Here is a 25754-nt window from a genome sequence, read left to right on the forward strand (position 1 = left end):
GCCTGAGCCTGCGGTTCCGCTCCGGGCGGGTGCCTCGTTCCTCGGCCCCCACCCTGCGCTGCACCTCCGGCTCAGGCGACCTCGTCCTGAGGCAGCCCCAGCCAGCTGTGCCAGCCCGTGTGCAGCACCAACCACGCCATGAGCCCGTACCCGGCCTGGCCGGGGTAGGTGCCCCCGCCCTGGGCCAGGTCCGCGAGCCACTGCTCGTGCTGCGCCAGCGGCGTGTACGTCTCGACGTACGGCACCCGGCGCCGGCTGGCGACGTCGGCGAACGCGTCGGAGAGCTCCGCGATCCGGTCACCCTCGGCGGGCGCGCCGGGCGGCGGCCCGACGACGAACGCGGCCGTACGGTTCGCGTCCGCGACGTCGAGGATGTTCGCCAGGTTCAGGCGCGAGCGCGCGACCGTGAGCCCCGCGGCGACGTCGTGCCGCCCCAGGGCCACCACCAGGCGGTTCTCGACCTCGGAGTCCGGGCCGAACCGCGCGGAGGTCTCGGCCTCCCAGCGGGCGCCCAGCTGCGTGCTGTTCTCGCCGGGGACGGCGAGCGTGAACAGCATGGCGGGACGGGCAAAGTGGGTGCGCGCGACGACGCGTCCGGTCCAGCCGAGCGCACGGGCGTCTCCGACACCCGTGGCCAGCTCGTCACCGACGACGCAGATACGCACCTCGCGATCCTGCAACGGACTCTCCTTGCCTGTTCCCGGCAGCCTGGCGGACGGCCGGTTCCCCATTGTGGTGCACGGAACGCGGCCGACCGGTGACAACGCGCCGACGGCCGCGTGCCGCGTCGCGACAACGCGGGACGGTCAGAGCAGGGTCATCCCCCAGCGGACGCCGTGGTGCTGGCCCGGGGCCAGGTGCACGAGCCGCTCACCGGTACGGAAGGCGTCGGCGACGCAGCTCATGGGCTCGGCGGCCAGCCCCATGCGGCGTCGGCCGGGCTCGATGTGGTCGCCGGTGCAGACCTGCCACACGTCCTGCGACTCGTCCATCCAGACCGCCGCGGTCTTCCCGTCGGGGCCGGTCAGGTGGGCCCAGGACAGGCCGTCGGCGTCCCTGATGACATCGACGTACGCGTCGTCCAGGTCCACGCCGGCCGCGCTGCGCGCCTCGCGCAGGTCGAACATGCCCGACGCCGGCTCGGTGCCGGTCGGCAGGAGCCGCTCGTCGGTCGTGACGCGGGTCGCGGCGTCGAGCCGCAGGGTGCACTCGTCGAGGTCGGCGCCGCCCGTCGACAGCCACGGGTGGAACCCGCAGCCGTAGGGCGCGGTGTCCGCCCCCACGTTGGTGACGTCGAGGGTGATCTCGAGGCCGGCGTCGGACAGGGAGTAGCGCATCTGCGCGACGAGCTGGAACGGGTAGCCGGGCCGGGCGACGAGCTCGAGCTCGAGCGTGACGGCGGAGCCCGTGTGCTCCACCACGGACCAGCGGTCGAACGCCGCCAGGCCGTGCAGGGCGGTGTTGCGGGCCGGCTCGGTCACGGGGAGCTGATGGGTCACGCCGCCGTACTCGTAGGCGCCGTCGCGGAGCCGGTTGGGCCAGGGGATCAGGACCGCGCAGTTGAACACGGGGTTGATCTCGTCTGCGCCGAACGGAACCACGACATCGCGGCCGTCCACCGAGTACTCTCGCAGCGCCGCACCCACCTGGGTGACGGTGGCGCGGTGACCCGCGTGGCTGATGCGGAACTGGTCCCCGGAAGGATGGGGCCTTGCGGCAGCAACCGGAGGAATTTCTGTCGTCACACTCACACCGTAACCGTAGGGCAAGTTTCGCCTGCGACACGTAGCGTGAGACAGCAGACTAGAAGAGCAGGCTAGACGGTCGGGTGGCGGAAGGCCAGGAGCGACCCACCGATGAACTGGGCCCGACGACGGGCCGCGCGGGCAGCTCAGCCCGCCCCAGCAGCAGGAGGAACGATGGAACAGCAGGTACTCGGACGGACCGGTCGCCTCGTATCGGCCGTGGGCCTGGGCACCTGGCAGCTCGGCGCTGACTGGGGCGACGTCAGCGAGAGCGATGCCCGTGCCGTTCTGGAGGCCTCGCTCGAGGCCGGGGTGACCTTCTTCGACACGGCGGACGTCTATGGCGACGGCCGCAGCGAGCAGGTGATCGGTACCTTCCTCAAGGAGCACCCCGGCGCCGGGATCACCGTCGCCACCAAGATGGGCCGGCGCATGGACCAGGTGCCGGAGAACTACGTGCTCCAGAACTTCCGCGAGTGGACCGACCGGTCCCGGCAGAACCTCGGCGTCGACCGGCTGGACCTGGTGCAGCTGCACTGCCCGCCCACCGCCGTCTACTCCACGGACGCCGTCTACGACGCCCTCGACGAGCTCGTGTCGGACGGCGCCATCGCCGCCTACGGCGTCAGCGTCGAGAAGGTCTCGGAGGCCATGGAGGCCATCGCGCGCCCCAACGTCGCCTCCGTGCAGATCATCCTGAACGCGTTCCGGCTCAAGCCGCTGGACGAGGTGCTGCCCGCGGCGTCGGCCGCCGGGGTGGGCATCATCGCGCGCGTGCCGCTCGCGTCGGGCCTGCTCTCGGGCAAGTACACCAAGGACACGGTGTTCGCCGAGAACGACCACCGCACGTTCAACCGGGACGGCGCCGCGTTCGACGTCGGCGAGACGTTCTCCGGCGTGCCCTACGAGGTGGGCCTCGAGGCCGCGGCCCGGTTCACCGAGCTGGCCCGCGACGTCGTGGGGGAGACCCTCACGCCGGCCCAGGCCGCGATCGCCTGGACCTGGCAGCGGCCGGGCGTCTCGTCCGTCATCCCGGGCGCGCGCAACGTCGAGCAGGCCCGCGCCAACGCGGCCGCCGGTGACGCCGCCACGCTGGGCCCGCTGTTCATGTCGGGCGTGCGCGAGATCTACGACGAGCTGATCAAGGAGCACGTCCACGACAAGTGGTGACGTCGCACCACGACGCCGAAAGGGCGGGCACCCGGTGGGTGCCCGCCCTTTCGTGTGTGCGCGTCAGCCGCGCGTGAAGGCCTGCTCCAGCAGCGTCTTCTGCTGCGCCTGGTGCAGCTTGGCCGTACCGGCGGCCGTGGAGGCCGACGCCGGGCGGGAGACCACCTTGACGTACGGGACGTCCATCGGCAGCGCCAGGTGGATGAAGCCCCACGCGCCCTGGTTCTGCGGCTCGTCCTGCACCCAGACCACCTCGGCGTCGCCGTACTTGGCGAGCTCCGCGCGGATGTCCGCCTCCGGGAACGGGTAGAGCTGCTCCAGGCGGACGATCGCCACGCCCTCGTCGCCGCGCTTGGTGCGCTCGGCCAGGAGGTCGTAGTAGACGCGACCGGTGCACAGGAGCACGCGGTTCACCTTGGCCGGGTCCACGGCGTTGTCCGGGATGACCTCCTGGAACGTGCCCTCGGTGAAGTCCTCCACCGCGGACGCCGCCGCCTTGAGGCGGAGCAGCTGCTTGGGCGTGAACACCACCAGCGGACGACGCGGCCGGGCGTAGGCCTGGCGGCGCAGCAGGTGGAAGTACGACGCCGGCGTGGACGGCTGCGCGATGGTGATGTTGTCCTCGGCGCCGAGCTGCAGGAACCGCTCGATGCGGGCCGACGAGTGGTCGGGCCCCTGGCCCTCGTAGCCGTGCGGCAGCAGCATGACCACCGACGACGACTGACCCCACTTCTGCTCGGCGGACGAGATGAACTCGTCGATCACCGTCTGGGCGCCGTTGACGAAGTCGCCGAACTGCGCCTCCCAGAGCACGAGGGCGTCCGGACGCTCGACCGAGTAGCCGTACTCGAAGCCGAGTGCCGCGTACTCCGACAGCGAGGAGTCGTAGACCCAGAACTTGGCCTGGTCGCCCGACAGGTACAGCAGCGGGGTCCACTCGGCGCCGGTCTCCCGGTCGTGCAGCACCGCGTGCCGCTGCACGAACGTGCCACGACGCGAGTCCTGGCCGGCGAGGCGCACCGGGGTGCCCTCCGCGAGCAGCGTGCCGAAGGCCGCGAGCTCGCCGAAGCCCCAGTCGATGCCGCCTTCCTTGGCCATGAGCTGGCGCTTCTCCAGGAGCTGCGCGAGCTTCGGGTGCACGGTGAAGCCCTCGGGCGGCGACGTGTGCACGTCACCGACGCGCTGCAGGGCGTCGTGCGAGATCGCCGTCTGCCAGCCGACCATCGTGCCGGCGTCCTCACGCTGCGACTCGGGGCGCTCCAGGCCGGCGAGGTGCTCCGTCTCCGGGGCGGGCGTGAAACCGGACTTGGTCTCGGTGAAGACCCGCTCGAGCTGGGACTGGTAGTCCTGCAGCGCGTGCTCGGCCTCCTCCACTGTGATGTCACCGCGCGCGACCAGGTTCTCGGTGTACAGCTTGCGCACCGAGCGCTTGGTCTCGATGAGGTTGTACATGAGCGGCTGCGTCATCGACGGGTCGTCGCCCTCGTTGTGCCCGCGGCGGCGGTAGCAGATGAGGTCGATGATGACGTCCTTGCCGAACTGCTCGCGGAAGGCGAAGGCGAGCTCCGCCGTCCGGACCACGGCCTCCGGGTCGTCGCCGTTCACGTGCAGGACGGGGACCTGGTAGCCCTTGGCGACGTCGGTCGCGTAGGTGGTCGAGCGGGACGCCGTCGGGCCGGTGGTGAAGCCCACCTGGTTGTTGACGACTACGTGGATGGTGCCGCCGGTGCGGTACCCGCGCAGCTGCGACAGGTTCAGTACCTCGGGCACCACGCCCTGGCCGGCGAACGCCGCGTCGCCGTGCACCAGGATCGGCAGCACGGAGAAGCCGTCGCCGCCCAGGTCGATGCGGTCCTGCTTGGCGCGGACGATGCCCTCGAGCACCGGGTCCACGGCCTCCAGGTGCGACGGGTTGGCCGCGAGGTAGACGCGCGTGGTGGCGCCGGACTCCGAGGTGAACGTGCCCTCGGTGCCGAGGTGGTACTTGACGTCACCCGAGCCCTGGACGCTCTTGGGGTCGAGCTGGCCCTCGAACTCCTTGAAGATCTGGCCGTAGCTCTTGCCCGCGATGTTCGCCAGCACGTTGAGGCGGCCACGGTGGGCCATGCCGATGCCGACCTCGTCGAGGCCGCCCTCGGCGGCGCGCGACAGGATCGCGTCGAGCAGCGGGATCAGGGACTCGCCGCCCTCCAGCGAGAAGCGCTTCTGCCCCACGAACTTGGTCTGCAGGAACGTCTCGAACGCCTCGGCGGAGTTCAGGCGGCGCAGGATGCGCAGCTGGTCCTCGCGCGGCGTCTTGGCGTAGCCGGCCTCCAGGCGCTCCTGGAGCCACTTGCGCTGGACCGGGTCGGAGATGTGCATGTACTCGATGCCGATGGTGCGGCAGTACGAGTCGCGCAGCAGACCGAGGATGTCGCGCAGCGTGGCCTTCGCCCTGGGGCCGAAGCCCGCCGTCGGGAAGGTCCGGTCCAGGTCCCACAGCGTCAGGCCGTGGGTCTGGATGTCCAGGTCGGGGTGCTTGCGCTGGCGGTAGGCCAGCGGGTCGGTGTCCGCCATGAGGTGGCCGCGCGAGCGGTACGCCTGCACGACCTCGGCGATCTTGGCCGGCTTGGCGGCCTCGACGTCGGCGTCGACGGTGTTGTCGCGCACCCAGCGCACGGGCTCGTACGGGACGCGCAGCGCCGCGAACACGCGGTCGTAGAAGCCGTCCAGGCCGAGCAGCTTGTTCGAGATGATCTTCAGGAACTCGCCGGACTGCGCGCCCTGGATGATCCGGTGGTCGTAGGTCGAGGTGACCGTCATGACCTTCGAGATGCCCATCCGGGCGAGCTGCTCCTCGGACGCGCCGGCGAACTCCGCCGGGTAGTCCATGGCGCCGACGCCGATGATGGTGCCCTGACCCTGCATGAGGCGCGGCACCGAGTGCACGGTGCCGATGCCGCCCGGGTTGGTCAGCGAGATCGTGGTGCCCTGGAAGTCCGGCACGCCCAGCTTGTTGTTGCGGGCCTTGCGGACGAGCTCCTCGTAGGCCGCCCAGAACTCGGCGAAGTCGAGCTCCTCGGCCTTCTTGATGCTCGGCACCAGGAGCTGGCGCGAGCCGTCCGGCTTGGCCAGGTCGATCGCGAGGCCGAAGCCCACGTGCGCGGGCTGGTTCACGCCCGGCTTGCCGTCGACCGGCTCGTAGTGCGCGTTCATGACCGGCATGTCCACCAGCGCCTCGACCAGCGCGAAGCCGATGAGGTGCGTGAACGAGATCTTGCCGCCCCGGCCGCGCTTGAGGTGGTTGTTGATGACGATGCGGTTGTCGACCATCAGCTTGGCGGGCACGGCGCGCACCGAGGTGGCGGTGGGGACCTCGAGGGAGGCCTCCATGTTCGTGACCACGCGCGCGGCGGGGCCGCGCAGCTTCTGGATGTCGTCGACGGCGTCCGGGTGCGCCACGGGGCGCTCGAACGTGTCCGCGTAGTGGGTGGTGGGCGGGGTGGCGATCGGGCTGGCCGGGTTGACCTTGGGGTCGGCCGGCAGCACCTTCTCCCGCACGGGCTGCTCGGCCTCCGCGGCTGCGGTGCCACCGGTCACCGGGCCCGCGCTCTGCTGGGCAGGCGCCTCCGGTGCGGCCGGCGCCGGTGCGGCGGCGGGAGCGGCCGCCGCGGGCGCGGCCGGAGCCGCTGCGGCGGGTGTCGGGGCTGAAGCGGGGGCGGTCGGTGCGCCCTCCTTGGCGGAACCGTTCTCGCCCGGCGTGTAGTCGGCGAAGAAGTCCCACCACGCGGGGTCAACCGCGTTCTTGTCCTTCAGGTACTGCTGGTAGAGCTCGTCCACAAGCCATTCGTTGGCTCCGAATGACGAGCTCGCCACGCTGATCGACTCTGAACCAGCCTTAGGGGACACGCGCGGATCGCCCACCTTCACCACAGTTGCGTTCGTCGCGCGCCGCACAGGGGTCACAGCGCGCACAGCCCGAATGGTTTTCGGACCCTCCAAGGGTAGGCCCTTCGCGCCCGGCGGGGGGCGTGATCCCGCGGGTGTTGCGGGCGGTTCCGGTGTCAAAGAAGTAGGTTCGTCATGTTTCTCGCACACAGAGCAAAACCAGGGCAACGTTCGGCCTCGAAGTCCCCAACATGGTGTTACGGGGTTTCGCCCGGCACGGACAATCTTTGGCGTCTGTGACAGAAATCACGGGACTCCGTCTCACGTTTTGACCCCTCGCCGCCCTAGGCTGCTGGGTTTCTCACCGGACGGCGCCCGCCGGACGCCGCCCGCGGCGCAGGACGAGGTCAGACGGTGTGCGTCGTGCTGACACCCGGTGCCGGGTGCGCCCGCGCGGGGAGGGTGACGCGCATCGTCGCGCCCCGCTCGGAGTCCACGACCTGCACGTGGCCGCCGTGCAGCTCGACCGCCCACCGGACGATCGCGAGGCCGATCCCGGTGCCGCCGCTCGACCCGACGGTGCCGGAGCCGACGGTCCCGCCGACGCCGCCCATCGTGTCCGCGAGGGACTCGTCGGTCGCGGGGGCGCGGCCCTTGTCGCCCCGGTTCCGGCCGCCCCGGCGGCTGACGCCGCGACCGCCGTCGCCGCGGCCCCCGTCGCCGCGCGGCGCGCCGGTCGACCCGGTGCCGCGCACGAACCGCTGGAAGATCCGCTCGCGGTCGGCGGCGGCGATGCCGGGCCCCTCGTCGCTGACCTCCAGCACGATGTCGGACCCCTCCGTGCCGTCCACGGGGTACGCGTCCAGGCGGACGACGCCGCCCTGCGGCGAGTGGCGGATGGCGTTCTGCAGCAGGTTGATGACCACCTGGTGCAGGCGCTCGGCGTCGCCCTCGATGGTCAGGTCCTCCGGGGTGACGTCGACGACGTAGTGCAGGTCCTTGGCGGCGTCGACCATCTGGAGGTCCTCGGCGCAGTGCTCGAGGAAGTCGCCCACGGCGATCTCGCCGATGTTCAGGGCCGAGGCGCCGGCCTCGATCCGGGAGAGGTCCAGCAGGTAGGTGACGAGCCGCGTCAGCCGCTCGGTCTGCGCGTGCGCCTGCTCCAGCGCGGCCGGGGTGGGCTCCACCACGCCGTCGACCATGTTCTCCAGCTGCGCCTGGAGCGCGGCGACGGGCGTGCGCAGCTCGTGCGACACGTTCGCGATGAGGTCGCGCCGCGTCTGCTCCACGGAGGCCAGGTCCTCGGCCATCCGGTTGAAGGCGTGCGCGAGCTGCCCCACCTCGTCGCTGCTCGTGGCGCGCACCCGCCGCGTGTAGTCGCCGTCGGCCATGGCCTGGACGGCCTCCGTGATCTCGCGCAGCGGCGACGTCATGCCGCGCGCCAGGATCTGGGTGACCAGCAGCGACAGGATGATCGCGAGCGGGAACGTGCGGCTCGGCCCCAGCGACGCCTGCAGGCCGAGCCAGGTGATCAGCACCGCCGCCGTGACGGTGGCGGCCACCAGCACGCCGAGCTTGATCTTCAGCGAGCGCAGGGGGTCGAGCGGCCGCACGTCGGGGACGCGGGGCACGTGCGGTCTCATCGGGGCACCCGCGTCACTGGTTGGCGGGCGGCTCGAACGCGTAGCCGACGCCGTGCACGGTGCGGATCAGGTCCGGGCCGAGCTTGCGGCGCAGGGCCTTGATGTGGGAGTCGACGGTGCGCGTGCCGCTGGCGTCCGCCCAGTCCCAGACCTCGGCGAGCAGGCGCTCGCGCGTCAGCACCGTCTTGGGGGAGCCGGCGAGCATGACGAGCAGCTCGAACTCCGTCGGCGTCAGGTGCACCTCCTCGCCGCCGCGGTAGACGCGGCGCTGCGCGCGGTCCACCGTGACGTCGCCCATCATCATGGGCGGGTCCGCCGGCGTGGTCGCGGCGGCCTGTGCCGCGCGGTCGACCCGCCGCAGCAGGGCCTTGATACGGGCCACCAGCTCACGCATGGAGAAGGGCTTGGTCATGTAGTCGTCCGCGCCCACGCCCAGGCCGACCAGCATGTCGGTCTCGTCGTCACGCGCGGTGAGCATGAGGATCGGGACCGGGTTCTCGGCCTGGATGCGTCGCGTGACCTCGAGCCCGTCGATGCCCGGGAGCATCACGTCGAGCACCACGAGGTCGGGGCGCAGCCTGGAGGCGGCGTCGACGCCGGACAGGCCGTCGCGCGCCACCTCGACACGCCAGCCCTCGGCGGACAACCGCTGGGCGATCGCGGTGGCGATCGTGGGCTCGTCCTCCACCACGAGCACGGTCGCGGACTGCTGACCGGTCGAGGCGGCGGCCGACGCCGTGCCGGGCTGCTGCGGGGCCCCAGACGGCTGGGGAGTACCAGATGACATAGGTCAATCATGCCCGTACCTGCCTGATAAGACACTGAAGCCAGCCTGAGAGTCGGACTCCTGGGCGCTGTCTGCACTGTTCCCGCTACGATCTATCGCACGATGATCGAGCGATATCCCCACCGAGAAACCTGGATGAATCAGGACCCCCGCGGTGCCTTCCGGAGCGTGAGATGACCGGCGAATGGATCATGGTCGCCGTCGGCGTTCTTCTCACGGCAGGCACAGCAGTATTCGTGGCGGGGGAGTTCTCCCTCGTCACCATCGACCCCGCCGTGATCGGCGACTCCGACGACTCGGAGGGAGACAGACCCGGCGGTTCCCGGTCTGCTTCCTCCTCTGAACCCGGCCCCGGCGCACGGCCCGCGCACGGCGCCCAGCCGGTCTTCGGCAACGGCCTGCGGGACCGCAGCGTCCGCACCGCGCTGCGTCACCTCTCCACGGAGCTGAGCTCGGCCCAGGTCGGCATCACGCTGACCACCATCCTGCTCGGCTACACCGCCCAGCCGGCGCTGAACTCCCTGATCTCCGCCGCGTTGGGCAACACGTCCGTGCCGACGGCGGTCTCCGCCGGTCTCGCCGGCGTCCTGGCCCTCATCCTGGTGAACGCCTTCTCCATGGTGTGCGGCGAGCTGATCCCCAAGAACTTCGCGCTCTCGGCGCCCCTGGCCACCGCGCGAGTCGTGGTGCCGGTCCAGCGGGTGTTCACCATCACGTTCAAGCCGCTGATCGCGGTGCTCAACGGTTCCGCCAACGCGCTGCTGCGTCGCCTGGGCGTCGAGCCCCGCGAGGAGCTGTCGGGCGCGCGCTCGGCGTCCGAGCTGGCCTCGCTCGTGCGCCGCTCCGCCGAGGAGGGCACGCTCCAGGAGTCCGTGGCCACGCTGCTGACCAACTCGATCGAGCTGGACACGCTCAGCGCGCGCGACGTCATGACCGACCGCCTGCGCATGTCCGTCGTCGACCGGGACGCCACGGCGGAGGACGTCGTCGCGCTCGCCCGGCGCACCGGGCACTCGCGCTTCCCCGTGATCGGGGAGGACCGCGACGACATCGTAGGCCTGGTCCACCTGCGCCGCGCCGTCGGCGTGCCGCACGACCGCCGGGGCGAGGTGCCCGCGGCCGCACTGATGGTCGACGCGCCCCGCGTCCCCGAGACCGTGCGCCTGGGCCCGCTGCTCGTCGAGCTGCGCGGGTTCGGCCTGCAGATGGCCGTCGTGGTGGACGAGTACGGCGGCACGTCCGGCGTCGTGACGCTGGAGGACGTCGTCGAGGAGCTGGTCGGCGACGTCGCCGACGAGCACGACCCCCGGCGGGCCGGCGCGTCGCGCGCCGCCGACGGCTCGTGGATCGTACCCGGCGTGCTCCGCCCGGACGAGCTCGCCGAGTACACGATGATCGAGGTCCCGGAGGGGGCCGCCTACGAGACGCTGGGCGGCCTCGTGATGGCCGAGCTGGGCCGCATGCCTGCCGTCGGCGACGAGGTCACGGTGGGCCGGACGGGCCTGCACGGCCCGCACGCGCGGGTCAGCCTGCGCGTCGAGGCCATGGACGGACGGCGCGTCGAGCGCCTCCGGGTACGCCCCGTGCCCGACGACCCCGAGCCCGACGGCGCCGGCGCTGGCCGGAACGGTTCCGAGAAGGGCGCGACCCGATGAGCACCACCACCGCACTCGTCATCGGCCTCGTGCTGCTCGCGGGGAACGCGTTCTTCGTGGGCGCCGAGTTCGCCGTCATCTCGGCGCGCCGCAGCGCCATCGAGCCGCTCGCCGCGGCCGGCGACCGGCGCGCGATCACCGTGCTGTGGGCGATGGAGCACGTGTCGCTCATGCTCGCGTGCGCGCAGCTCGGCGTGACCGTCTGCTCCACGGGTCTGGGCATCGTGGCGGAGCCCGCCATCGCCCACCTGCTGGAGGGGCCGCTGCACGGCCTGGGCGTGAGCGAGGAGCTCACGCACCCGATCGCGCTGGTCATCGCGCTGTCGCTCGTCGTGTACCTGCACGTCGTGCTCGGCGAGATGGTGCCGAAGAACCTGGCCGTCTCCGGCCCGGACAAGGCCGTCATGTGGTTCGGGCCCCCGCTGGTGCTCCTCGGCCGCGTGCTGCGGCCTATCATCGTCGGCCTGAACTGGATCGCGAACCACGCGGTGCGGCTCGCCGGCGTGGAGCCCAAGGACGAGGTCGCCTCGGCGTTCACCGCCGAGGAGGTCCAGTCCATCGTGGAGCACTCCCAGGCCGAGGGCGTGCTGCGCGACGAGCAGGGCCTCCTGACGGGCGCCATCGAGTTCTCCAACCGCACGGCGCGCGACGTGATGGTGCCGGTCGGCGGCCTGGTCGCCGTCGACGAGACCAGCACGCCCGACGACGTCGAGCGGCTCGTGTCCAAGCACGGCTTCAGCCGGTTCCCGGTGGTGACGCGGCGCGAGGAGGGCGACGAGCTCGTCGGCTACCTGCACCTCAAGGACGTGCTGTACGCGACCGGGCCGGCACGGTTCGAGCCGGTCGCCGTGTGGCGCGTGCGCGCCCTGGCGGCGGTCGCGCCCGACGACGAGGTGGAGGACGCGCTGCGCGTCATGCAGCGCTCGGGCTCGCACCTGGCGCGCGTCGAGGGGTCGGACGGCGAGGTGCTCGGCGTGGTCTTCCTGGAGGACATCCTCGAGGAGCTCGTGGGCGAGGTCCGCGACGCCATGCAGCGCCGCTGATCCCGGCCTGTTGATCGTCCGGGTCCGGGCGATCAACAGGCCGGGGTTGGCAGCCGGGCCGACCCGGGTTTAATGTCACGTGCACATAACGGAACGCGAGGGGGCCGCGGACACATGAACACGGAGGGCCAGTGGAGTCCACGGCTGTGACGAGCACGCAGCCCGCCCTCATGACGCGCCGGGCGCGCCGTGAGGCGGAGCAGCACACGCAGGCGATGCGCAAGGTGACGTCGTTCGACCGGCTGGTCACCGGAGCGGTCCCCAAGGCCTCCCGCCCCACGTCGTCGGTCCCCACGGGACAGCGGATGATCTCCCGGGCCGCCGTGGTCGGTACCCTCGCCGCCGCGACCATCGCGGCGCCGTTCGTGCAGGCCGCGGACCAGCCCGGCGAGTCGCCGTTCGACGTCGAGGCGCCGCCCACCGGGCCGTCGGTGCTGGACCTCGTGACGCAGCCCGTGGAGCGCCCGGAGACCTCGGGCGCCGTCGTCCGCGCCGAGGCTCTCACCCGGCCGGCGTCGGCCGCCAGCCGTTCGCTCGACCGCAGCCCGCTGCCGAACTGCGACGTGAACGCCCCCGTCGACGGCACGAACGGCGGCCTCGCGGACCACTCGCTGTGCGAGCTGTGGCAGGGCGGGGAGTACCTCCGACCCGACGCCGCGATGTCGCTCAGCGCCCTCAACGAGGCGTTCCGCGCGTCGTTCGGCCGCGAGCTGTGCCTCGTGGCGAGCTACCGCGACCTGAACACGCAGTACGAGATGAAGGCGTCGCGCGGCTTCTACGCCGCCTCCCCGGGCACGTCCATGCACGGCTGGGGCCTGGCGATCGACCTGTGCTCCAAGGAGACGGGCGACAGCGACGTCTACTCCTGGCTCTGGGCCAACGCGCCGTCCTACGGCTGGCAGAACCCGGCGTGGGCGCAGCTCGGCGGCAGCAAGTACGAGCCGTGGCACTGGGAGTTCGTGACCGGCGTCGTCGAGAAGGGCGAGTGGCGCGGCTAGAGCCGCAGATGGGTGTTCGGCCCGAAGTCCTGGCGGAAGCTGGGCCCCTGGCTCGCCAGCTCCGCGGCGAACGACGGCGCCCACGCGCTGTACGGCTCCGTGGCCAGGTACTCGTTCGAGAACCGGCGGTCGTCGGTGATCTCCGTGACGCAGAAGTCCGGGATCTGCAGACCCGTGACCGGGCCGGAGCGCTCGCACTCGGCCACGACCAGCGGGTGGTTGGCGCCGCCGAAGACGTCGATGGACCAGCCGTCGGCCCCCAGCCAGGCCGCGTAGCGCACCTTGATGACCGGCGCGCCGCCCCGGCGGACCAGCTCGACGCCGACGCTCGGGTCCAGCTCGCGCTCCGCCTCGTAGCGGGTGCCCCCGACCGCCGGGCCCTTCACGGTGACGGCGGCGAAGTCGATGTCCGCGACGTGCGCGCGGAGCAGCTCGGCAGGATCGGTGTCGGCCGTGAGGTCGGCGTCGACGTCGCCCGCCTGGACCCGGACGCGCAGCGCGTAGCCGTCGTCGGCCAGGAAGTAGGACTGGACGATGAGGGCCGGGGCGTCCCTGAGCTCGGCCGGTAGGTCACGCACGAAGAAGCGGCGCTCGAACTCGAAGTCGGCGTAGCCGCGGTCGGGCTCGGCGGCGGGCGGCTCGTCGAAGAGGTCGTCGCTCATGAGGATCCCTCGCCCTGCTCGGCAGGTGTTTCTCGGCGGATGATCCTAGAAGTCTACGCAACCGGCCTGGCGTGGGGCGCCCGGTCGGTGACGAACCCGGTCAGGGCGGCCGAGAGCTCCTCCGGGCGGCTGTCGATGCTCCCGGGCTTGAGGACCACTGGCGTGCCGACGAGGGCCGCGTTCAGGGAGGCGGCGATGCGGCGGACGAACGTCCGCTGGCGGACGACGACGGCCCGCGGGTCGGCGACGTCGACGGCGAGCACGCGCCGGAACGCCAGGCGGGCCTCGCGCACTCCCGTGACCTCGGACCAGAGCACCTGCTCGACGCCGAGGTTGGGCAGCCAGTCGGTGAGGCCGTCGTCGTCGAGCGTGAGCACGGGCCAGGTGGGCAGCAGCAGGCGGCGCAGCACGATGAGGCCCAGCCCGGTGAAGACCAGGACGCCCATGGCGCTCACCGACACGACGGCCAGCGCGGCCGGCGAGCCGCTGGTCTGGGCCGCGTCGAAGCCGAGCCGGGCGGCGACGGCGCAGAGCACCACCAGCGCGAGGGTGCCGAGGGCGAGCGTGATGACGTGCGCGCGGGACGGGTAGAAGTCGACGGACTCGTCGGGCATACCGGGACACTATCCGCACGCGGGGGCGAATCGGTAGCCCGGGGGTGCTTCAGCCCAGCAGGAGCCGGGCGCCCGCCAGTGCCGTCGCGATCAGTACGGCCGTGCTGAACACCGGGCCCGAGATGCGGTGCGCCACGAACCGGCCGAGCAGCAGGCCCGCGACCATCCCGGGCAGCAGGGCGAGGGAGACCAGCAGCGAGTCGCCCGAGACGAGGCCCAGGCTCGCGCTGAACGGCAGCTTGGCCACGTTGACGGTGAGGAAGAACAGGGCGACCGTGCCGAGCAGCCCGGCGCGCGAGATGCCCGCGCGGAGCAGGTAGAGGCTCATGGGCGGGCCGCCGGCGTTGGCGATCATCGTGGAGACGCCGGCGGTGGCGCCGAGCGCGGCGCGGGCGAGGCGGTCGCGGACGGTGGCGCTCGGGTTTCCGGGGGTCGGGCCGTCGTCCGCCGGGCGCGGGGGACGACGGCGGGCGCGGCGTGCGGCGAGCTGCCGGACCAGGTCGCCGAGCCCGGCGAGGAGGAGCAGCGCGCCGACGATCCGGGCGCTGACCTCGGGCGGGGCCCAGCTCAGCGCCGCGAACCCGACCAGCAGCCCGACCGTCACGCTGGGCAGCAGGCCGCGCAGGATGCGCCACCGGACGTCCCTGCCGTAGGTGCTGACGGCGACCAGGTCGCCCACGATGAGCAGCGGCAGCGCGACGCCCGCCGCCTGGACCGGCGGGAGCACCGAGGCGATGAGGGCCGCGCCGAGCGCGCCCAGCGGGGGCAGACCGGTCTTGGACAGGCCCATGAGCAGGGCGGCGATCGTGCCGCCGACGACGACGGTGAGCGTGAGGTCCGGTGCGTCCATGACGTGCGGGACTCTACGGCGGAACGACGGCGGCCCGCCGTGGCCGCCCGTTGAGCGGAACCACGACGGGCCGGTCAGACCCCCAGCGACGTGTCAGACGTACAGGTCACCAGAGGGGGCTGTACGTCTGACACGTGCGTCGGGGTCTGACCGGGGTCAGTGTGCTCCGGGGCGGGAAGTGCTGGACTCGTCGTCCTCGGCGACGTGCTCGGTGGCCTCGCCGTCGTCGGAGTCGCGGGTCGCGTGGAGGCTGGTGAAGGTGACGATGACCAGCACGCCGATGATCACGCCGAGCGAGGCGAGGGTCGGGATCTCCGGGACGCCGGCCCAGATGCCGTGGGCCCAGTGCAGCACGAGCTTGACGCCGATGAAGGCGAGGATCGTCGCGAGGCCGTAGCCGAGGTGCACCAGCTTGCTCAGGGCGCTCTGCAGCACGAAGTACAGGGCGCGCAGGCCGAGCAGGGCGAACGCGTTGGTCGCGAACACGAGGTACGGGTCGCTGGTGATGCCGTAGACGGCCGGGACGGAGTCCACCGCGAAGACGACGTCGGCGGCGAAGATCGCGACGACCACGACCGCCAGGGGGGTGAGCATCCGCTTGCCGCCCTCGCGCACCGACAGTGCGGGACCGCGGTAGTCGTCCGTGACGGGCATGAAGCGGCGGATGATCTTGACCGACCGCAGCTCGGAGATGTTGATCTCGTGGTCGTCGCCCTTGATCTGGTCGCGGAGGATCTTGACCGCCGTGGCCAGGAGGATCGCGCCGAAGAGCAGGAAGGCCCAGCTCAGGTTGGCCAGGACGGCCGCGCCGACCGCGATGAAGACGCCGCGGAGCACCAGGGCACCGACGATGCCGAGCAGGAGGACACGCTGCTGCAGGGCGGCGGGTACCGCGAAGGCGCTGAGCAGCAGCATGAACACGAAGAGGTTGTCGACGGACAGCGACTTCTCGACGAGGTACCCGGTCAGGTACTGGACGCCGATCGACGAGCCGAAGGTGGCCCAGATCCAGCCGCCGAACGCGAGCGGGAGGGCGATGTAGAAGGCGCTCCAGCCCAGGGCCTCGCGCATCGAGACCTCGTGCGGGCGCCGGGTGATGAGGAAGTCGACGACGATCAGGACGATGACGGCGAGGATCGTCAGGGCCCACATCAAAGGTGTGGCCACGGTCGTCAGCGCGGAGGCAGGGGCAGCAGAACTCGTCAGCTGGGCGAGCAAGGAGTCTCCAAAGATAGGTCGGCTCCGAGGTCTCCTTCGCCTTGCTGAGCAAGGCCGCCGCCCGAGGCACTGGTAGCAGCGCCGTAATGACCGGGACGGTGTTGGGAAGTACTCCCCCCGCGACGCAAACTGTACGGCATGGCACGCGGGATGCACATGGGGTGCCGGTGAACAGGCGGTTACGGCCTGCCCTGCGGGTAGGAACGGGGCCTGACCTCAGCGGTCGTCGTTCTGGACGAGGCGGCGCACGCTCTCGACGACGACCTCGCGCCGGCGGTCGCGACGCGGCTGCCGCACCATCGCGAGCTCCGGCGTGTGCAGGTGCCAGCTCATCATGAGCGCCCGAACCTCGGTGAGGAGCTCGAGGGGCGTGTAGGTGTCCGTCAGCAGACCCGCGTCCTGGGCCTCCTTGATCGCGGTCAGCTTGGCGGTGTTGGACGCCTTGATCGCCTCGAGCTGCCCCTCGGGCCGCTCCAGCTGGTACCAGGTGGTGAGCCGCAGCGTGGTCGGGTTCGCCTCGTAGAGGTCGAAACCGCGGCCCGCGTAGGCGGGAAGGTCGGTCGCGTCGAAGACCACCTGGTCCACGAACGTGAGCACGCGCTGCGCGAAGACGGCGTCGAACAGCTCGTCCTTGCTGCCGAAGTGCTTGTAGATGAGCGCCTTGTTCGCCGGGGCGCTCTCGGCGATGCGGTCGACCCGTGCGCCCGCGATGCCGTACGCGGCGAACTCGGCCTCCGCGGCGTCAAGGATGCGGGCGCGGGTCGCGTCGGAGTCTCTCACCATGCGACCCATCGTAGTGAGTAACTAGTTAGTTGCAAACTTCGCCGGACGGTGCTTCACTGTGGGTAACAAACTTGTTAGTTACTTCCAGATCGGAGATCAGCTCTCATGTCCGCTCCATCCATCCCGGTCCGTCCGGGCACAGGCCGCCGGGGCGTCGTCCTGGCGGTCATCCTCGGCTGCCAGCTCATGATGACGCTCGACGCCTCGATCGTGACCACGGCGCTGCCGCACATCCAGCAGGAGCTCGGCTTCACCGACTCGGCGCTCTCGTGGATCCAGAACAGCTACGTCCTCGTGTTCGGTGGTCTGCTGCTCCTGGGTGCCCGGGCCGGCGACCTGTTCGGTCGCCGGCGCGTGTTCGTCGCCGGGGTCGTCGTCTTCACCCTCGCCTCGCTCCTCGCCGGTGTGGCGCCGACGGCGGAGCTGCTGATCGCGGCGCGCGCGGTGCAGGGCCTGGCTTCCGCGTTCGCGATCCCGGCCACGCTCGCGCTGCTGGTCTCCAGCTTCCCGGCTCCCGAGGAACGCGCCCGCGCCATCGCGGTCTACAGCGCCGTCATCGGTGCCGGCGCAAGCGTCGGCATCATCGTCGGCGGGATCTTCACCCAGTTCTGGTCCTGGCGCTGGGGTCTGCTGATCAACGTGCCGATCGGGGCGCTCGTCGTCGCGCTCGCGCCTCGCGTCCTGCCCGAGGGTGAGCGTCAGCCCGGCCGGATCGACGTCCCTGGCGCGCTCACGATCACCCTCGGCATGTCCGCCCTGGTCTACGGCCTGGTCGAGGCGGCCGAGGCGGGCTGGTCCAGCCTGCTCACGATCGTCCCGCTCGCCGCGGCGGTGGTGCTCGTCGTCGCCTTCGTGCTCGTCGAGCGCCGGGCGGCCCAGCCGATCGTCCCGCTGCGGCTCTTCGCCAGCGTGCAGCGGTCCGGGGCGTACGTGGGTCGCGTCCTCATCGTCGGTGCGATGTTCTCGATGTTCTACTTCCTGTCCCAGTACCTGCAGAACGTGCTGGGCCTCAGCCCGCTGGAGACCGGCTTCGCGTACATCCCGATCACCGCGATGTTCTTCGCGATGGTGTACGTCGTCCGCTTTCTCGGCGAGCGGATGAACAAGTCCGTCCTGCTGGTCGCCTCGCTGGTGCTCGCGACCGTCGGGATGGCGTGGCTGAGCCGGCTCGACTCCACCACCCCCTACTTCCCGCAGATCGTGCTCCCGCTGCTCGTCCTCGGTGTGGGCCAGGGCATCGCGATCATCCTGTTCACCGAGCTCGGCATGGCCGACGTGCACCAGTCCGACGCCGGTGCGGCCTCCGGCCTCGTCAACACGGCCCACCAGATCGGCGGCTCGGTCGGGCTCGCGATCCTGACCGTGATCTTCGCCTCGGCCGTCGGCCACGAGACGGACCCGGACCCGGTCGCCCAGGCGGAGGGCTACGCCGCCGTCTTCCAGGTCTCCACGCTCTTCTACGTGGGTGCCGTCGTCGTCGCCGTCGCGATCCTGGTCGCGAACCGCCGCTCCCGGCGGCGGGCGGCCGCGCTGCTCGACGGCCCTGCCGCCGTCTGAGCAGAGCCGACCCGCCCGACCACCTTCCTCGCACGTACCGAAAGGAACCATCATGTCCACCTGGATCATCACTGGCGCAGCCACCGGACTCGGCCGCCTGCTCGCCGAACACGTTCTTGCCGAGGGGCACCGCGTGGCGGCTGCCGCGCTCGACGTCGACCCCTTGCGCGATCTGGCCGCGCTCTACCCGGAGAGCCTGCTCCCGGTCACGGCTGACGTCACCGACGCCGATGCCCGTGCGCGGCTGGTCGAGGCGACCCGACGGCAGTTCGGGCGGATCGACGTGCTCGTCAACAACGCGGGAGTCGACTTCATCGGAGCGGTCGAGGAGCAGGACGAGGCCGACTACCGCGCGGTGTTCGAGGTGAACTTCTTCGCGGCGGTGGGCATGATGCGAGCCGTTCTGCCGACGCTCCGTGAACAGCGCGGCGGCACCATCGTCAACGTCTCCTCGATGGACGGGATCGCCAGCCTCCCGGTGAACGGCTTCTACTCGGCGAGCAAGTTCGCGCTGGAGGGCATCACCGACGCACTCGCCGGCGAGGTGGCACATCTCGGCATCACCACCCTGCTGGTCGAGCCCGGTTCGATCCGGACCGGGATCATCGGCCGCACCAGGGTGTCCGGCGCGCGGATCGCGGACTACGAGCCTGCCGTGCGCCCGTTCCTGGACGCCGTGGCCCTGCCGGACGCGGCCACGCTGCTCTTCCCCGGGGACGCCACGGCGTCGGCCGCGGCCGTATACGCCGAGGTCACCGCGCCCAAGCCGCGGCGTCGGCTGATCCTTGGCAGCGACGCGCTGGCGAATGTCACGCGCGCGGTCGACCGGCTGCGGGAGGACGTCGCCGCCAACGCCTCGACGGCGGGGGGCGTCGACTATCCGGTCTGAGCGGTTCGGCCGGGCCACGGGTGGGCACCGCTGCGCGCGTCCCGGCAGTACGACGAAGGCCCCCTGTGCTGCGTTTCCGCAGTTCAGGGGGCCTTTCGCAGTCTGTGCGCCTGAAGGGATTCGAACCCCCGACCTTCTGCTCCGGAGGCAGACGCTCTATCCACTGAGCTACAGGCGCGAGACCGCTGTTCGGGGAGGCGATGCTCACCTAACGGCCGAAGCGAGACTACCAGGTGAGCGGCCCGGAGCGTGCATCGATACCTGTGACGAGCGTCGTGCCCGGCGGTCCGCCGTCGGGCACGACGCTCGAGGGGACCGTCAGCTCTCGTCGAGCACCTCGAGGGAGCCGAGGATCTGCCCGAACTCCTTCCGGGACTTCTCGATCCCGTCCGCGTGGTACGAGATGGAGCAGACCTCCCCGGTCTCCAGCACGATCTCGGCGACGCCGACGAAGGTGTCGGGACCGCCGTCGTGGTCCTTGACCTCCTCGACGAGCACCGAGGTGGCACCGTCCACACGTACCGAGGTCTGCCCGGGCACCTGTTCCTGCGTAGGTGCGTCCATGCCGATGTCCTCCGGGTAGAAGTAGACGTCGAGCATGGCTTCGGCCCCGTGGGTGCCCTGGATCCAGAAGCCCTCGCTCTCCCGCTCGAGCCTGGCCGGCGCGGCCAGCCGCAAGCGCCCGTTCACCGTGTCCTCTGCCCAGTCGGCCGGGGGATCGGCCAGGTCCGGGTACTCCGGCAGGCCGTTGACCCAGCCGCCGGTGCCGCCCGCCTCCGGCTCGAAGCTGAGCGAGCCGAGGAACGGGATCAGCAGGTCCGGGAGCACAGCGGCCGGGGCGTCGACGAAGGCGGTGTAGCCGCTCCCGCCCTCGCGTCGGACGTCGACCTGGACCTCGACGAGCTCCTGACCGGTCTTGTCGGTGACGACGGAGGCCGACGCGACCGCGACGTCCGCGCCCTCCATGGTGAACGGGGTGCCCTCGCGCCCGGTCTCCCACTTGTCGGCCGACGCCGCCTCGTCGACGCGGATCCGCGCGCCCGTCCCCGGGTGGATCCACGCGGCGCTCTCGACGTCGGGCTCGCCGGGCCACCCGCCCGGGAGGGCGATCCCGAGCCCTGTCGTGCCCGCCGTGTCCCAGCCGTCAGGGACGCCCGAGGGCAGGTCGCCGAGGTCGGGAAGCTCGGCGTCCGCGCCGGTCGGGGTCAGGTCGGTGTACGGCCCGAAGCTGCCGGCGACCTCGAAGTCGTCGTCTCCCTCGACCCGGAGCGAGGCGACCACCTGGTCGAACATCGAGCGTGACTCCGCGTCGGACAGGTCGCCCGCCGTCAGCACGACCTTGGCCAGGGTCCACTCCGACAGCGTGACTGCGATCTCGTGCTGGTCGCCGCCCTCGGGCGGGACGTCGTGGTGCCAGTACTCGGCCTCGACCGCTCCGGGAACGTCGACGGCTTTGCCCTGCGCACCGTTGCCGGTGTCGGCACTCATCGCGTCGAGGGTCTCCACCGTGAAGCTGGGCCCTCCCTCGGCGCCGTCCGACGGAGCCCAGGAACCCGGCCAGCTCAGCCCTTCCTGGTACTCCCAGTCGGGCGGCAGGTTGAACGACACCCCACCCGCGGAGTGCTGCGCCCAGTCACCGGATGCGGCCACCGAGGTTCCGCCCAGGGATGAGCAGGCGGACAGGCCGCCTGCTCCGAGCATCGTGAGCAGGACCAGGGCCGTGGCTGTCCGGCGGGCCTTGTCGCGGCGGGCGCCTGTGCCGGTGCCTGCCTCGGCGCCGTGGTCCGGTCGCCCCAGGTCTTCGGTCGTCATCGAGCACTCCTTCTCGTCGAGATGTCGAGCACAGACGGTCCCGGGGCCGGAAAGGTTGCCGGCCCTCGTGATCTTTTACGACGGCGCCACGGCGAGCGACCCGAGGACCGTGCCGAGGCGCTGTTCCTGCTCGCCGTCGTCGGGCGCGGTGTACTCCAGGACGTAGACACCTCCGCCGTCGAGCACGACCTCGACGACGACCGAGAACACGGGCTCGCCGGTGTCACTCGTGAGGTCCTCCCGCACGACGAGGACGGATGCGGCACCCGCCACGTCGACGCGCGTGACGTCCGCCTGGGCGGCCCGGTCCCAGGGGTAGCGCTCCGCCTGGTTGTAGACGTTGAGCTCCGCACGGTCGAAGGGCACGGCGGTCGGGCCGTCGACCCACGCCGCCTGTCCGCCCGCCTGGTCGGTGGACTCGTCGTCCCAGCTCTCCGGTACCGCCAGCCGAAGTCGGCCGACGGTCTCCTCGGTCCAGGACGCCGGCGGCTCCACCAGGGGCTCGTACAGCGGCGGGTCGTCCCACACCACGCTCTGCCCGGACGGCAGCTGGGCGGGCGGGACCGGCTCGGCCCGCAGCGTTCCCAGGCCGGCCCAGAGGCCGGCGACGACGAGGAGGGCCACCAGCGCCGCGGCTCCCGCCACCAGCACGGCCCGGCGTCGCCTCTCGTGGCGGACGGCGCGCTGGGCCATCGCACGGCTCTCGCCCGTCGTGCTGCCGGAAGCGGGCACCGCGGGCGCCTCGATCGTTCCGTCGAGCACACCGCGGAGCCGGGCGAGGCCGCGCGACGTCGCCGACTTCACCGCCCCGACGGAGATGCCCAGCTCCGCGGCGGTCTGCGCCTCGGTCTGGTCGAGGATGTGGCGTAGGACGACGGCCCGCCGCTGTGCGGCCGGCAGGGTGTGGAGGGCGCGGACGAGCTCGTCGCGGTGGAGCAGGGTCTCGGTGGCGTCGGCCACCGTCGCGCCGCGGAGCTGGTGCGGGTCCGCCGTGACGTCCCGGCGGGTGCGGCGCCACGTGTCGATCCGGGCGGTGGCGATCACCCGCCGCGCATAGGCGAACGGCTCGCCGTCGCCCACCCGGTCCCAGGCCCGGTAGGTACGTTCCAGCGCCACCTGGACCAGGTCGTGGGCGCGGTGCTCGTCACCGCAGAGCATGACGGCGATCCGGTGCAGCCGCGCCGTGCTGGCCTCGGCGAACCGCGTGAACTCCTCCACGGCGGTCGAGCCCGTGGTGACGACCCGGATCCCTCCGCCGTCGGAGGGCGCCGTCGGGTCGCGCGGGTCGTCGGTGGTCATGTTTACCTTCCGGGTTCGGCGGGCGATCTGACCATAGACGCAGCCCCCGGGCGGAAGGTTGCCTACCTGTGGACAACGGGACGGGGGCGGGGGCGCGGCCGATAGAATCGATCCGTGACCCCCACGGAGCTCTCAGAAGCACTCAGCGCTGCCCTCGCAGCGGCCGTCGCCGACGGCACGCTCGCCCTGCCCGCCGACGCCGTCCCGGCGTCGGTCCACGTGGAGCGACCGAGGCAGCGAGAGCACGGGGACTGGGCCACGAACGTCGCCCTCCAGCTCGCGAAGAAGGCGGGCACGACGCCGCGCGCGCTCGCGGAGGACCTCGCGGCCCGCCTCGGCGCGACGCCGGGCATCAAGTCGGTCGGCGTCGCCGGCCCTGGCTTCCTGAACATCACGCTCGACGCCGCCGCCGCGGGCGAGCTCGCGCGCACCATCGTCGAGGCCGGCGCGGCGTACGGCCGGGGCGAGGCTCTGACCGGCCAGGTGATCAACCTGGAGTACATCAGCGCCAACCCGACCGGCCCGCTGCACATCGGGCACACCCGCTGGGCCGCGCTGGGCGACTCGCTGGGGCGCATCCTCCGCGCCGCCGGCGCCGACGTGACCGCCGAGTACTACATCAACGACGCGGGCGCCCAGATGGACCGCTTCGGCGAGTCGATCCTGGCCCGGGCGACCGGCACGGAGGTGCCCGAGGGCGGCTACCGTGGCGAGTACGTCAGCGAGCTCGCCACCAAGGTGCTGGCCGACCACCCCGAGCTGCCGGAGCTCCCGCGCGACGAGGCGATCGCCGTCGCCCGCGAGGCGGGCTACACGCACCAGCTCGCCGAGATCCGTGAGGTGCTGGAGAACTTCGGCGTGCACTTCGACGTCTGGTTCTCCGAGCGCGACCTGCACAGCTCGGGCGCCGTCGAGAAGGCCGTGGCCCGTCTGCGCGAGCAGGGCCACGTCTTCGACCAGGAGGGCGCGGTCTGGCTGCGCACGACCGACTTCACCGACGACAAGGACCGCGTGATGGTCCGGGCGAACGGTGAGCCCACCTACTTCGCGTCGGACGCCGCGTACTACCTGTCCAAGAAGGACCGCGGGTTCCCGGGCAAGATCTACCTGCTCGGCGCCGACCACCACGGGTACGTCAACCGGCTCAAGGCCATCGCGGCGTGCGCCGGGGACGACCCGGAGACGAACATCGAGGTGCTGATCGGCCAGCTCGTCAACGTCGGCGGCGCCAAGCTGTCCAAGCGCGCGGGCAACATCATCGAGCTGCGTGACCTCGTCGACTGGATCGGCAGGGACGCCGTGCGCTACTCGCTCGCGCGCTACCCCGCGGACACGCCGCTGGAGCTGCAGGGCGAGGACATGCTCAAGCAGACCAACGACAACCCGGTCTTCTACGTGCAGTACGCGCACAGCCGTACGGTCAGCAACGGTCGGACGGCGGCCGAGCGGGGCGTGCGTCGCGCGGACGGGTTCGATCCGGCCCTGCTCGACCACGGGTCCGAGGCCGCGCTGATCGGGCGCCTCACCGAGTTCCCGCGGATCGTTGCCCAGGCGGCTGAGCTGCGCGAGCCGCACCGCGTCGCCCGCTACCTGGAGGCGCTGGCCGGTGACTACCACTCCTGGTACAACCAGGGCCTGCGGGTGTCGCCCTATCCGGACGAGGAGGTCACCGAGGCGAACCGGGCCCGGCTCTGGCTGAACGACGCCGTCCGCACGGTCCTGGCCAACGGCCTCGACTTGCTGGGCGTGAGCGCTCCGGAGCGGATGTGACCGGCGCGCCCTGGTCCACCGGCGTCGGCCGGCTGCCGGACGGCGCGCTGGCCGTCGCGGGCGTGGACGTCCGCGACCTCGCCGCCGAGCACGGCACCCCGGCCTACGTGCTGGACGAGGCCGACTTCCGGATGCGCGCCCGCGCCTACCGCACGGCGTTCGAGGCCGCGTTCGGCGCCGTCGGCGCGGGCGTGGACGTGTACTACGCAGGCAAGGCGCTGCTCACCGTGGCCGTCGCGCGCTGGGCGCGCGAGGAAGGCCTGCGTGTCGACACCGCCTCCAGCGGCGAGCTCGCCGTCGCCTTGCGCGCGGAGGTGCCGGGCGCCGAGATCGGCCTGCACGGCAACAACAAGTCCGACGCCGAGGTCCTGCGCGCGCTGGACGCCGGGGTCGGCCGCATCATCGTGGACTCGCTGGTCGAGATCGAGCGGGTCGCGCGTCTCGCGGGGGAGCGCGGCGTCGTGGCGCCGGTGATGGTCCGCGTGACCACGGGCGTGCATGCCGGCGGGCACGAGTACATCGCCACGGCCCACGAGGACCAGAAGTTCGGGCTGTCGGTCAACGCGGCGGACGGGGCGGAGAGCCCCGCGATGGCCGCGCTGCTGGAGGTGCTCAAGCACCCCGAGCTCAAGCTGCTGGGCATCCACTCGCACATCGGCTCGCAGATCCTCGACCCGGACGGGTTCGAGGCCGCCGCGCGCGTGGTGCTGCGCCTGCGGGCCGACCTGTCCGAGCGGTCGGGCGTGCTCGTCGACGAGGTCGACCTCGGCGGCGGCTACGGCATCGCCTACCTGCCCGGCGACGTGGCCCTCGACCCGGAGCGGGTCGCCAAGGACATCGCGCAGTCGGTGTCCGGGGTGTGCCAGGAGCTCGGCACCAGCCTGCCGCGGTTCTCGATCGAGCCCGGCCGGGCGATCGTCGGGCCGGCAGGCCTCACGCTGTACACGGTCGGCACGGTCAAGCCCGTCACGGTCTCGGCGGACGACGGCGCGGACTTCACGCGCACCTACGTGTCCGTCGACGGCGGCATGAGCGACAACATCCGCCCCGCCCTGTACGGCGCGGCGTACCACGCCGAGATCGTGGGCCGCTCGTCCACGGCCGAGACGGTGCTGGCGCGCGTGGTGGGCAAGCACTGCGAGTCGGGCGACATCGTGGTGCACGAGGTGCGGCTCCCGGCCGACGTGCGCGCGGGGGACCTGCTCGCCGTCGCCGCGACCGGTGCCTACGGACGTTCCATGGCGTCGAACTACAACATGCTGCCCCGCCCGCCGGTGCTCGCGGTGTCCGACGGCGCCTCGCGGGTGCTGGTCCGCCGCGAGACCGAGGACGACCTGCTGGGCCTCGACCAGGGCTGACGCACCACAGGACGGCGGGCGGGCGACCTCGGTC

At 71.8% G+C, this 25754-nt stretch carries 20 protein-coding genes and 1 tRNA gene; 8 read left to right on the plus strand and 13 right to left on the minus strand.

Features of this window, described 5'->3' with window-relative positions:
• Positions 1–71: 71 nt before the first annotated feature.
• Both ACFU5G_RS17895 and ACFU5G_RS17900 read right to left on the minus strand, forming a co-directional pair.
• Positions 72–665 carry a GDSL-type esterase/lipase family protein gene (locus ACFU5G_RS17895; protein ID WP_377247584.1) on the minus strand — a complete coding sequence of 198 codons (594 nt, stop codon included), beginning with the start codon at positions 663–665 and terminating at the stop codon, positions 72–74.
• Between the two features lie 141 nt (positions 666–806).
• On the minus strand, positions 807–1751 hold the full coding sequence (locus ACFU5G_RS17900; RefSeq protein WP_377247530.1) for an aldose 1-epimerase family protein: 945 nt from the start codon (positions 1749–1751) through the stop codon (positions 807–809).
• A 168-nt stretch (positions 1752–1919) separates the two neighbouring features.
• On the opposite strand from ACFU5G_RS17900, the gene ACFU5G_RS17905 reads away from it, so the two are divergent.
• Positions 1920–2915, plus strand: a complete 996-nt coding sequence (locus ACFU5G_RS17905; protein WP_377247533.1) for an aldo/keto reductase — start codon at positions 1920–1922, stop codon at positions 2913–2915.
• A 63-nt stretch (positions 2916–2978) separates the two neighbouring features.
• Here ACFU5G_RS17905 and ACFU5G_RS17910 read toward each other — a convergent pair whose 3' ends face one another.
• The 3 genes from ACFU5G_RS17910 to ACFU5G_RS17920 form a co-directional block, all read right to left on the minus strand.
• Positions 2979–6803: a multifunctional oxoglutarate decarboxylase/oxoglutarate dehydrogenase thiamine pyrophosphate-binding subunit/dihydrolipoyllysine-residue succinyltransferase subunit gene (locus tag ACFU5G_RS17910; RefSeq protein ID WP_377247536.1), complete on the minus strand. Its 3825-nt coding sequence runs from the start codon at positions 6801–6803 to the stop codon at positions 2979–2981.
• Between the two features lie 386 nt (positions 6804–7189).
• Positions 7190–8425 (minus strand): sensor histidine kinase, encoded by a 1236-nt coding sequence (locus tag ACFU5G_RS17915; RefSeq protein WP_377247539.1) that lies wholly within the window; start codon positions 8423–8425, stop codon positions 7190–7192.
• Positions 8426–8438: 13 nt separating this feature from the next.
• Positions 8439–9212, minus strand: coding sequence for a response regulator transcription factor (locus ACFU5G_RS17920; RefSeq protein WP_084468210.1), 774 nt, complete (start codon positions 9210–9212; stop codon positions 8439–8441).
• Between the two features lie 173 nt (positions 9213–9385).
• On the opposite strand from ACFU5G_RS17920, the gene ACFU5G_RS17925 reads away from it, so the two are divergent.
• The 3 genes from ACFU5G_RS17925 to ACFU5G_RS17935 all read left to right on the plus strand — a co-directional run bounded on the left by ACFU5G_RS17925 (position 9386) and on the right by ACFU5G_RS17935 (position 12908).
• Positions 9386–10867, plus strand: a complete 1482-nt coding sequence (locus ACFU5G_RS17925; RefSeq protein WP_377247542.1) for a hemolysin family protein — start codon at positions 9386–9388, stop codon at positions 10865–10867.
• On the plus strand, positions 10864–11910 hold the full coding sequence (locus ACFU5G_RS17930) for a hemolysin family protein (protein ID WP_377247545.1): 1047 nt from the start codon (positions 10864–10866) through the stop codon (positions 11908–11910). Before ACFU5G_RS17925 ends, ACFU5G_RS17930 begins: the two co-directional genes overlap by 4 nt.
• 131 nt (positions 11911–12041) lie before the next feature.
• Positions 12042–12908 (plus strand): M15 family metallopeptidase, encoded by an 867-nt coding sequence (locus ACFU5G_RS17935; RefSeq protein ID WP_377247548.1) that lies wholly within the window; start codon positions 12042–12044, stop codon positions 12906–12908.
• Here ACFU5G_RS17935 and ACFU5G_RS17940 read toward each other — a convergent pair.
• The 5 genes from ACFU5G_RS17940 to ACFU5G_RS17960 all read right to left on the minus strand — a co-directional run bounded on the left by ACFU5G_RS17940 (position 12905) and on the right by ACFU5G_RS17960 (position 17035).
• Positions 12905–13570, minus strand: coding sequence for a CYTH domain-containing protein (locus tag ACFU5G_RS17940; protein WP_377247551.1), 666 nt, complete (start codon positions 13568–13570; stop codon positions 12905–12907). The genes ACFU5G_RS17935 and ACFU5G_RS17940 overlap by 4 nt on opposite strands.
• Before the next feature lie 53 nt (positions 13571–13623).
• Positions 13624–14184 carry an STM3941 family protein gene (locus ACFU5G_RS17945; RefSeq protein ID WP_377247554.1) on the minus strand — a complete coding sequence of 187 codons (561 nt, stop codon included), beginning with the start codon at positions 14182–14184 and terminating at the stop codon, positions 13624–13626.
• A 49-nt stretch (positions 14185–14233) separates the two neighbouring features.
• Positions 14234–15034, minus strand: a complete 801-nt coding sequence (locus tag ACFU5G_RS17950; RefSeq protein WP_377247557.1) for a TSUP family transporter — start codon at positions 15032–15034, stop codon at positions 14234–14236.
• Between the two features lie 156 nt (positions 15035–15190).
• Entirely contained in the window at positions 15191–16201 is a 1011-nt protein-coding gene (locus ACFU5G_RS17955) for a TerC/Alx family metal homeostasis membrane protein (RefSeq protein WP_377247560.1), read from the minus strand.
• A gap of 267 nt (positions 16202–16468) precedes the next feature.
• On the minus strand, positions 16469–17035 hold the full coding sequence (locus ACFU5G_RS17960; RefSeq protein ID WP_377247563.1) for a TetR family transcriptional regulator: 567 nt from the start codon (positions 17033–17035) through the stop codon (positions 16469–16471).
• Positions 17036–17140: 105 nt separating this feature from the next.
• Here ACFU5G_RS17960 and ACFU5G_RS17965 point away from each other — a divergent pair, with 105 nt between their 5' ends.
• Together ACFU5G_RS17965 and ACFU5G_RS17970 are read left to right on the plus strand one after the other, a co-directional pair.
• A complete protein-coding gene (locus tag ACFU5G_RS17965; protein WP_377247566.1) occupies positions 17141–18592 on the plus strand; it encodes an MFS transporter in 1452 nt (483 codons plus the stop codon).
• A 52-nt stretch (positions 18593–18644) separates the two neighbouring features.
• Positions 18645–19481, plus strand: coding sequence for an SDR family NAD(P)-dependent oxidoreductase (locus tag ACFU5G_RS17970; protein ID WP_377247569.1), 837 nt, complete (start codon positions 18645–18647; stop codon positions 19479–19481).
• Positions 19482–19586: 105 nt separating this feature from the next.
• On the opposite strand, the gene ACFU5G_RS17975 is transcribed toward ACFU5G_RS17970, so the two are convergent.
• The 3 genes from ACFU5G_RS17975 to ACFU5G_RS17985 all read right to left on the minus strand — a co-directional run bounded on the left by ACFU5G_RS17975 (position 19587) and on the right by ACFU5G_RS17985 (position 22592).
• Positions 19587–19659 (minus strand) — tRNA-Arg (locus tag ACFU5G_RS17975).
• 140 nt (positions 19660–19799) lie between these two features.
• A complete protein-coding gene (locus ACFU5G_RS17980; protein ID WP_377247572.1) occupies positions 19800–21293 on the minus strand; it encodes a hypothetical protein in 1494 nt (497 codons plus the stop codon).
• A gap of 75 nt (positions 21294–21368) precedes the next feature.
• Positions 21369–22592 (minus strand): SigE family RNA polymerase sigma factor, encoded by a 1224-nt coding sequence (locus ACFU5G_RS17985; RefSeq protein WP_377247575.1) that lies wholly within the window; start codon positions 22590–22592, stop codon positions 21369–21371.
• A gap of 114 nt (positions 22593–22706) precedes the next feature.
• Here ACFU5G_RS17985 and argS point away from each other — a divergent pair, with 114 nt between their 5' ends.
• Entirely contained in the window at positions 22707–24362 is a 1656-nt protein-coding gene (argS, locus tag ACFU5G_RS17990; protein ID WP_377247578.1) for an arginine--tRNA ligase, read from the plus strand.
• Positions 24359–25720: a diaminopimelate decarboxylase gene (gene lysA, locus ACFU5G_RS17995; protein WP_377247581.1), complete on the plus strand. Its 1362-nt coding sequence runs from the start codon at positions 24359–24361 to the stop codon at positions 25718–25720. Before argS ends, lysA begins: the two co-directional genes overlap by 4 nt.
• Positions 25721–25754: the final 34 nt, after the last annotated feature.

This window comes from Promicromonospora sp. NPDC057488, assembly GCF_042802395.1.
In the GTDB taxonomy this organism is placed as follows: domain Bacteria; phylum Actinomycetota; class Actinomycetes; order Actinomycetales; family Cellulomonadaceae; genus Promicromonospora.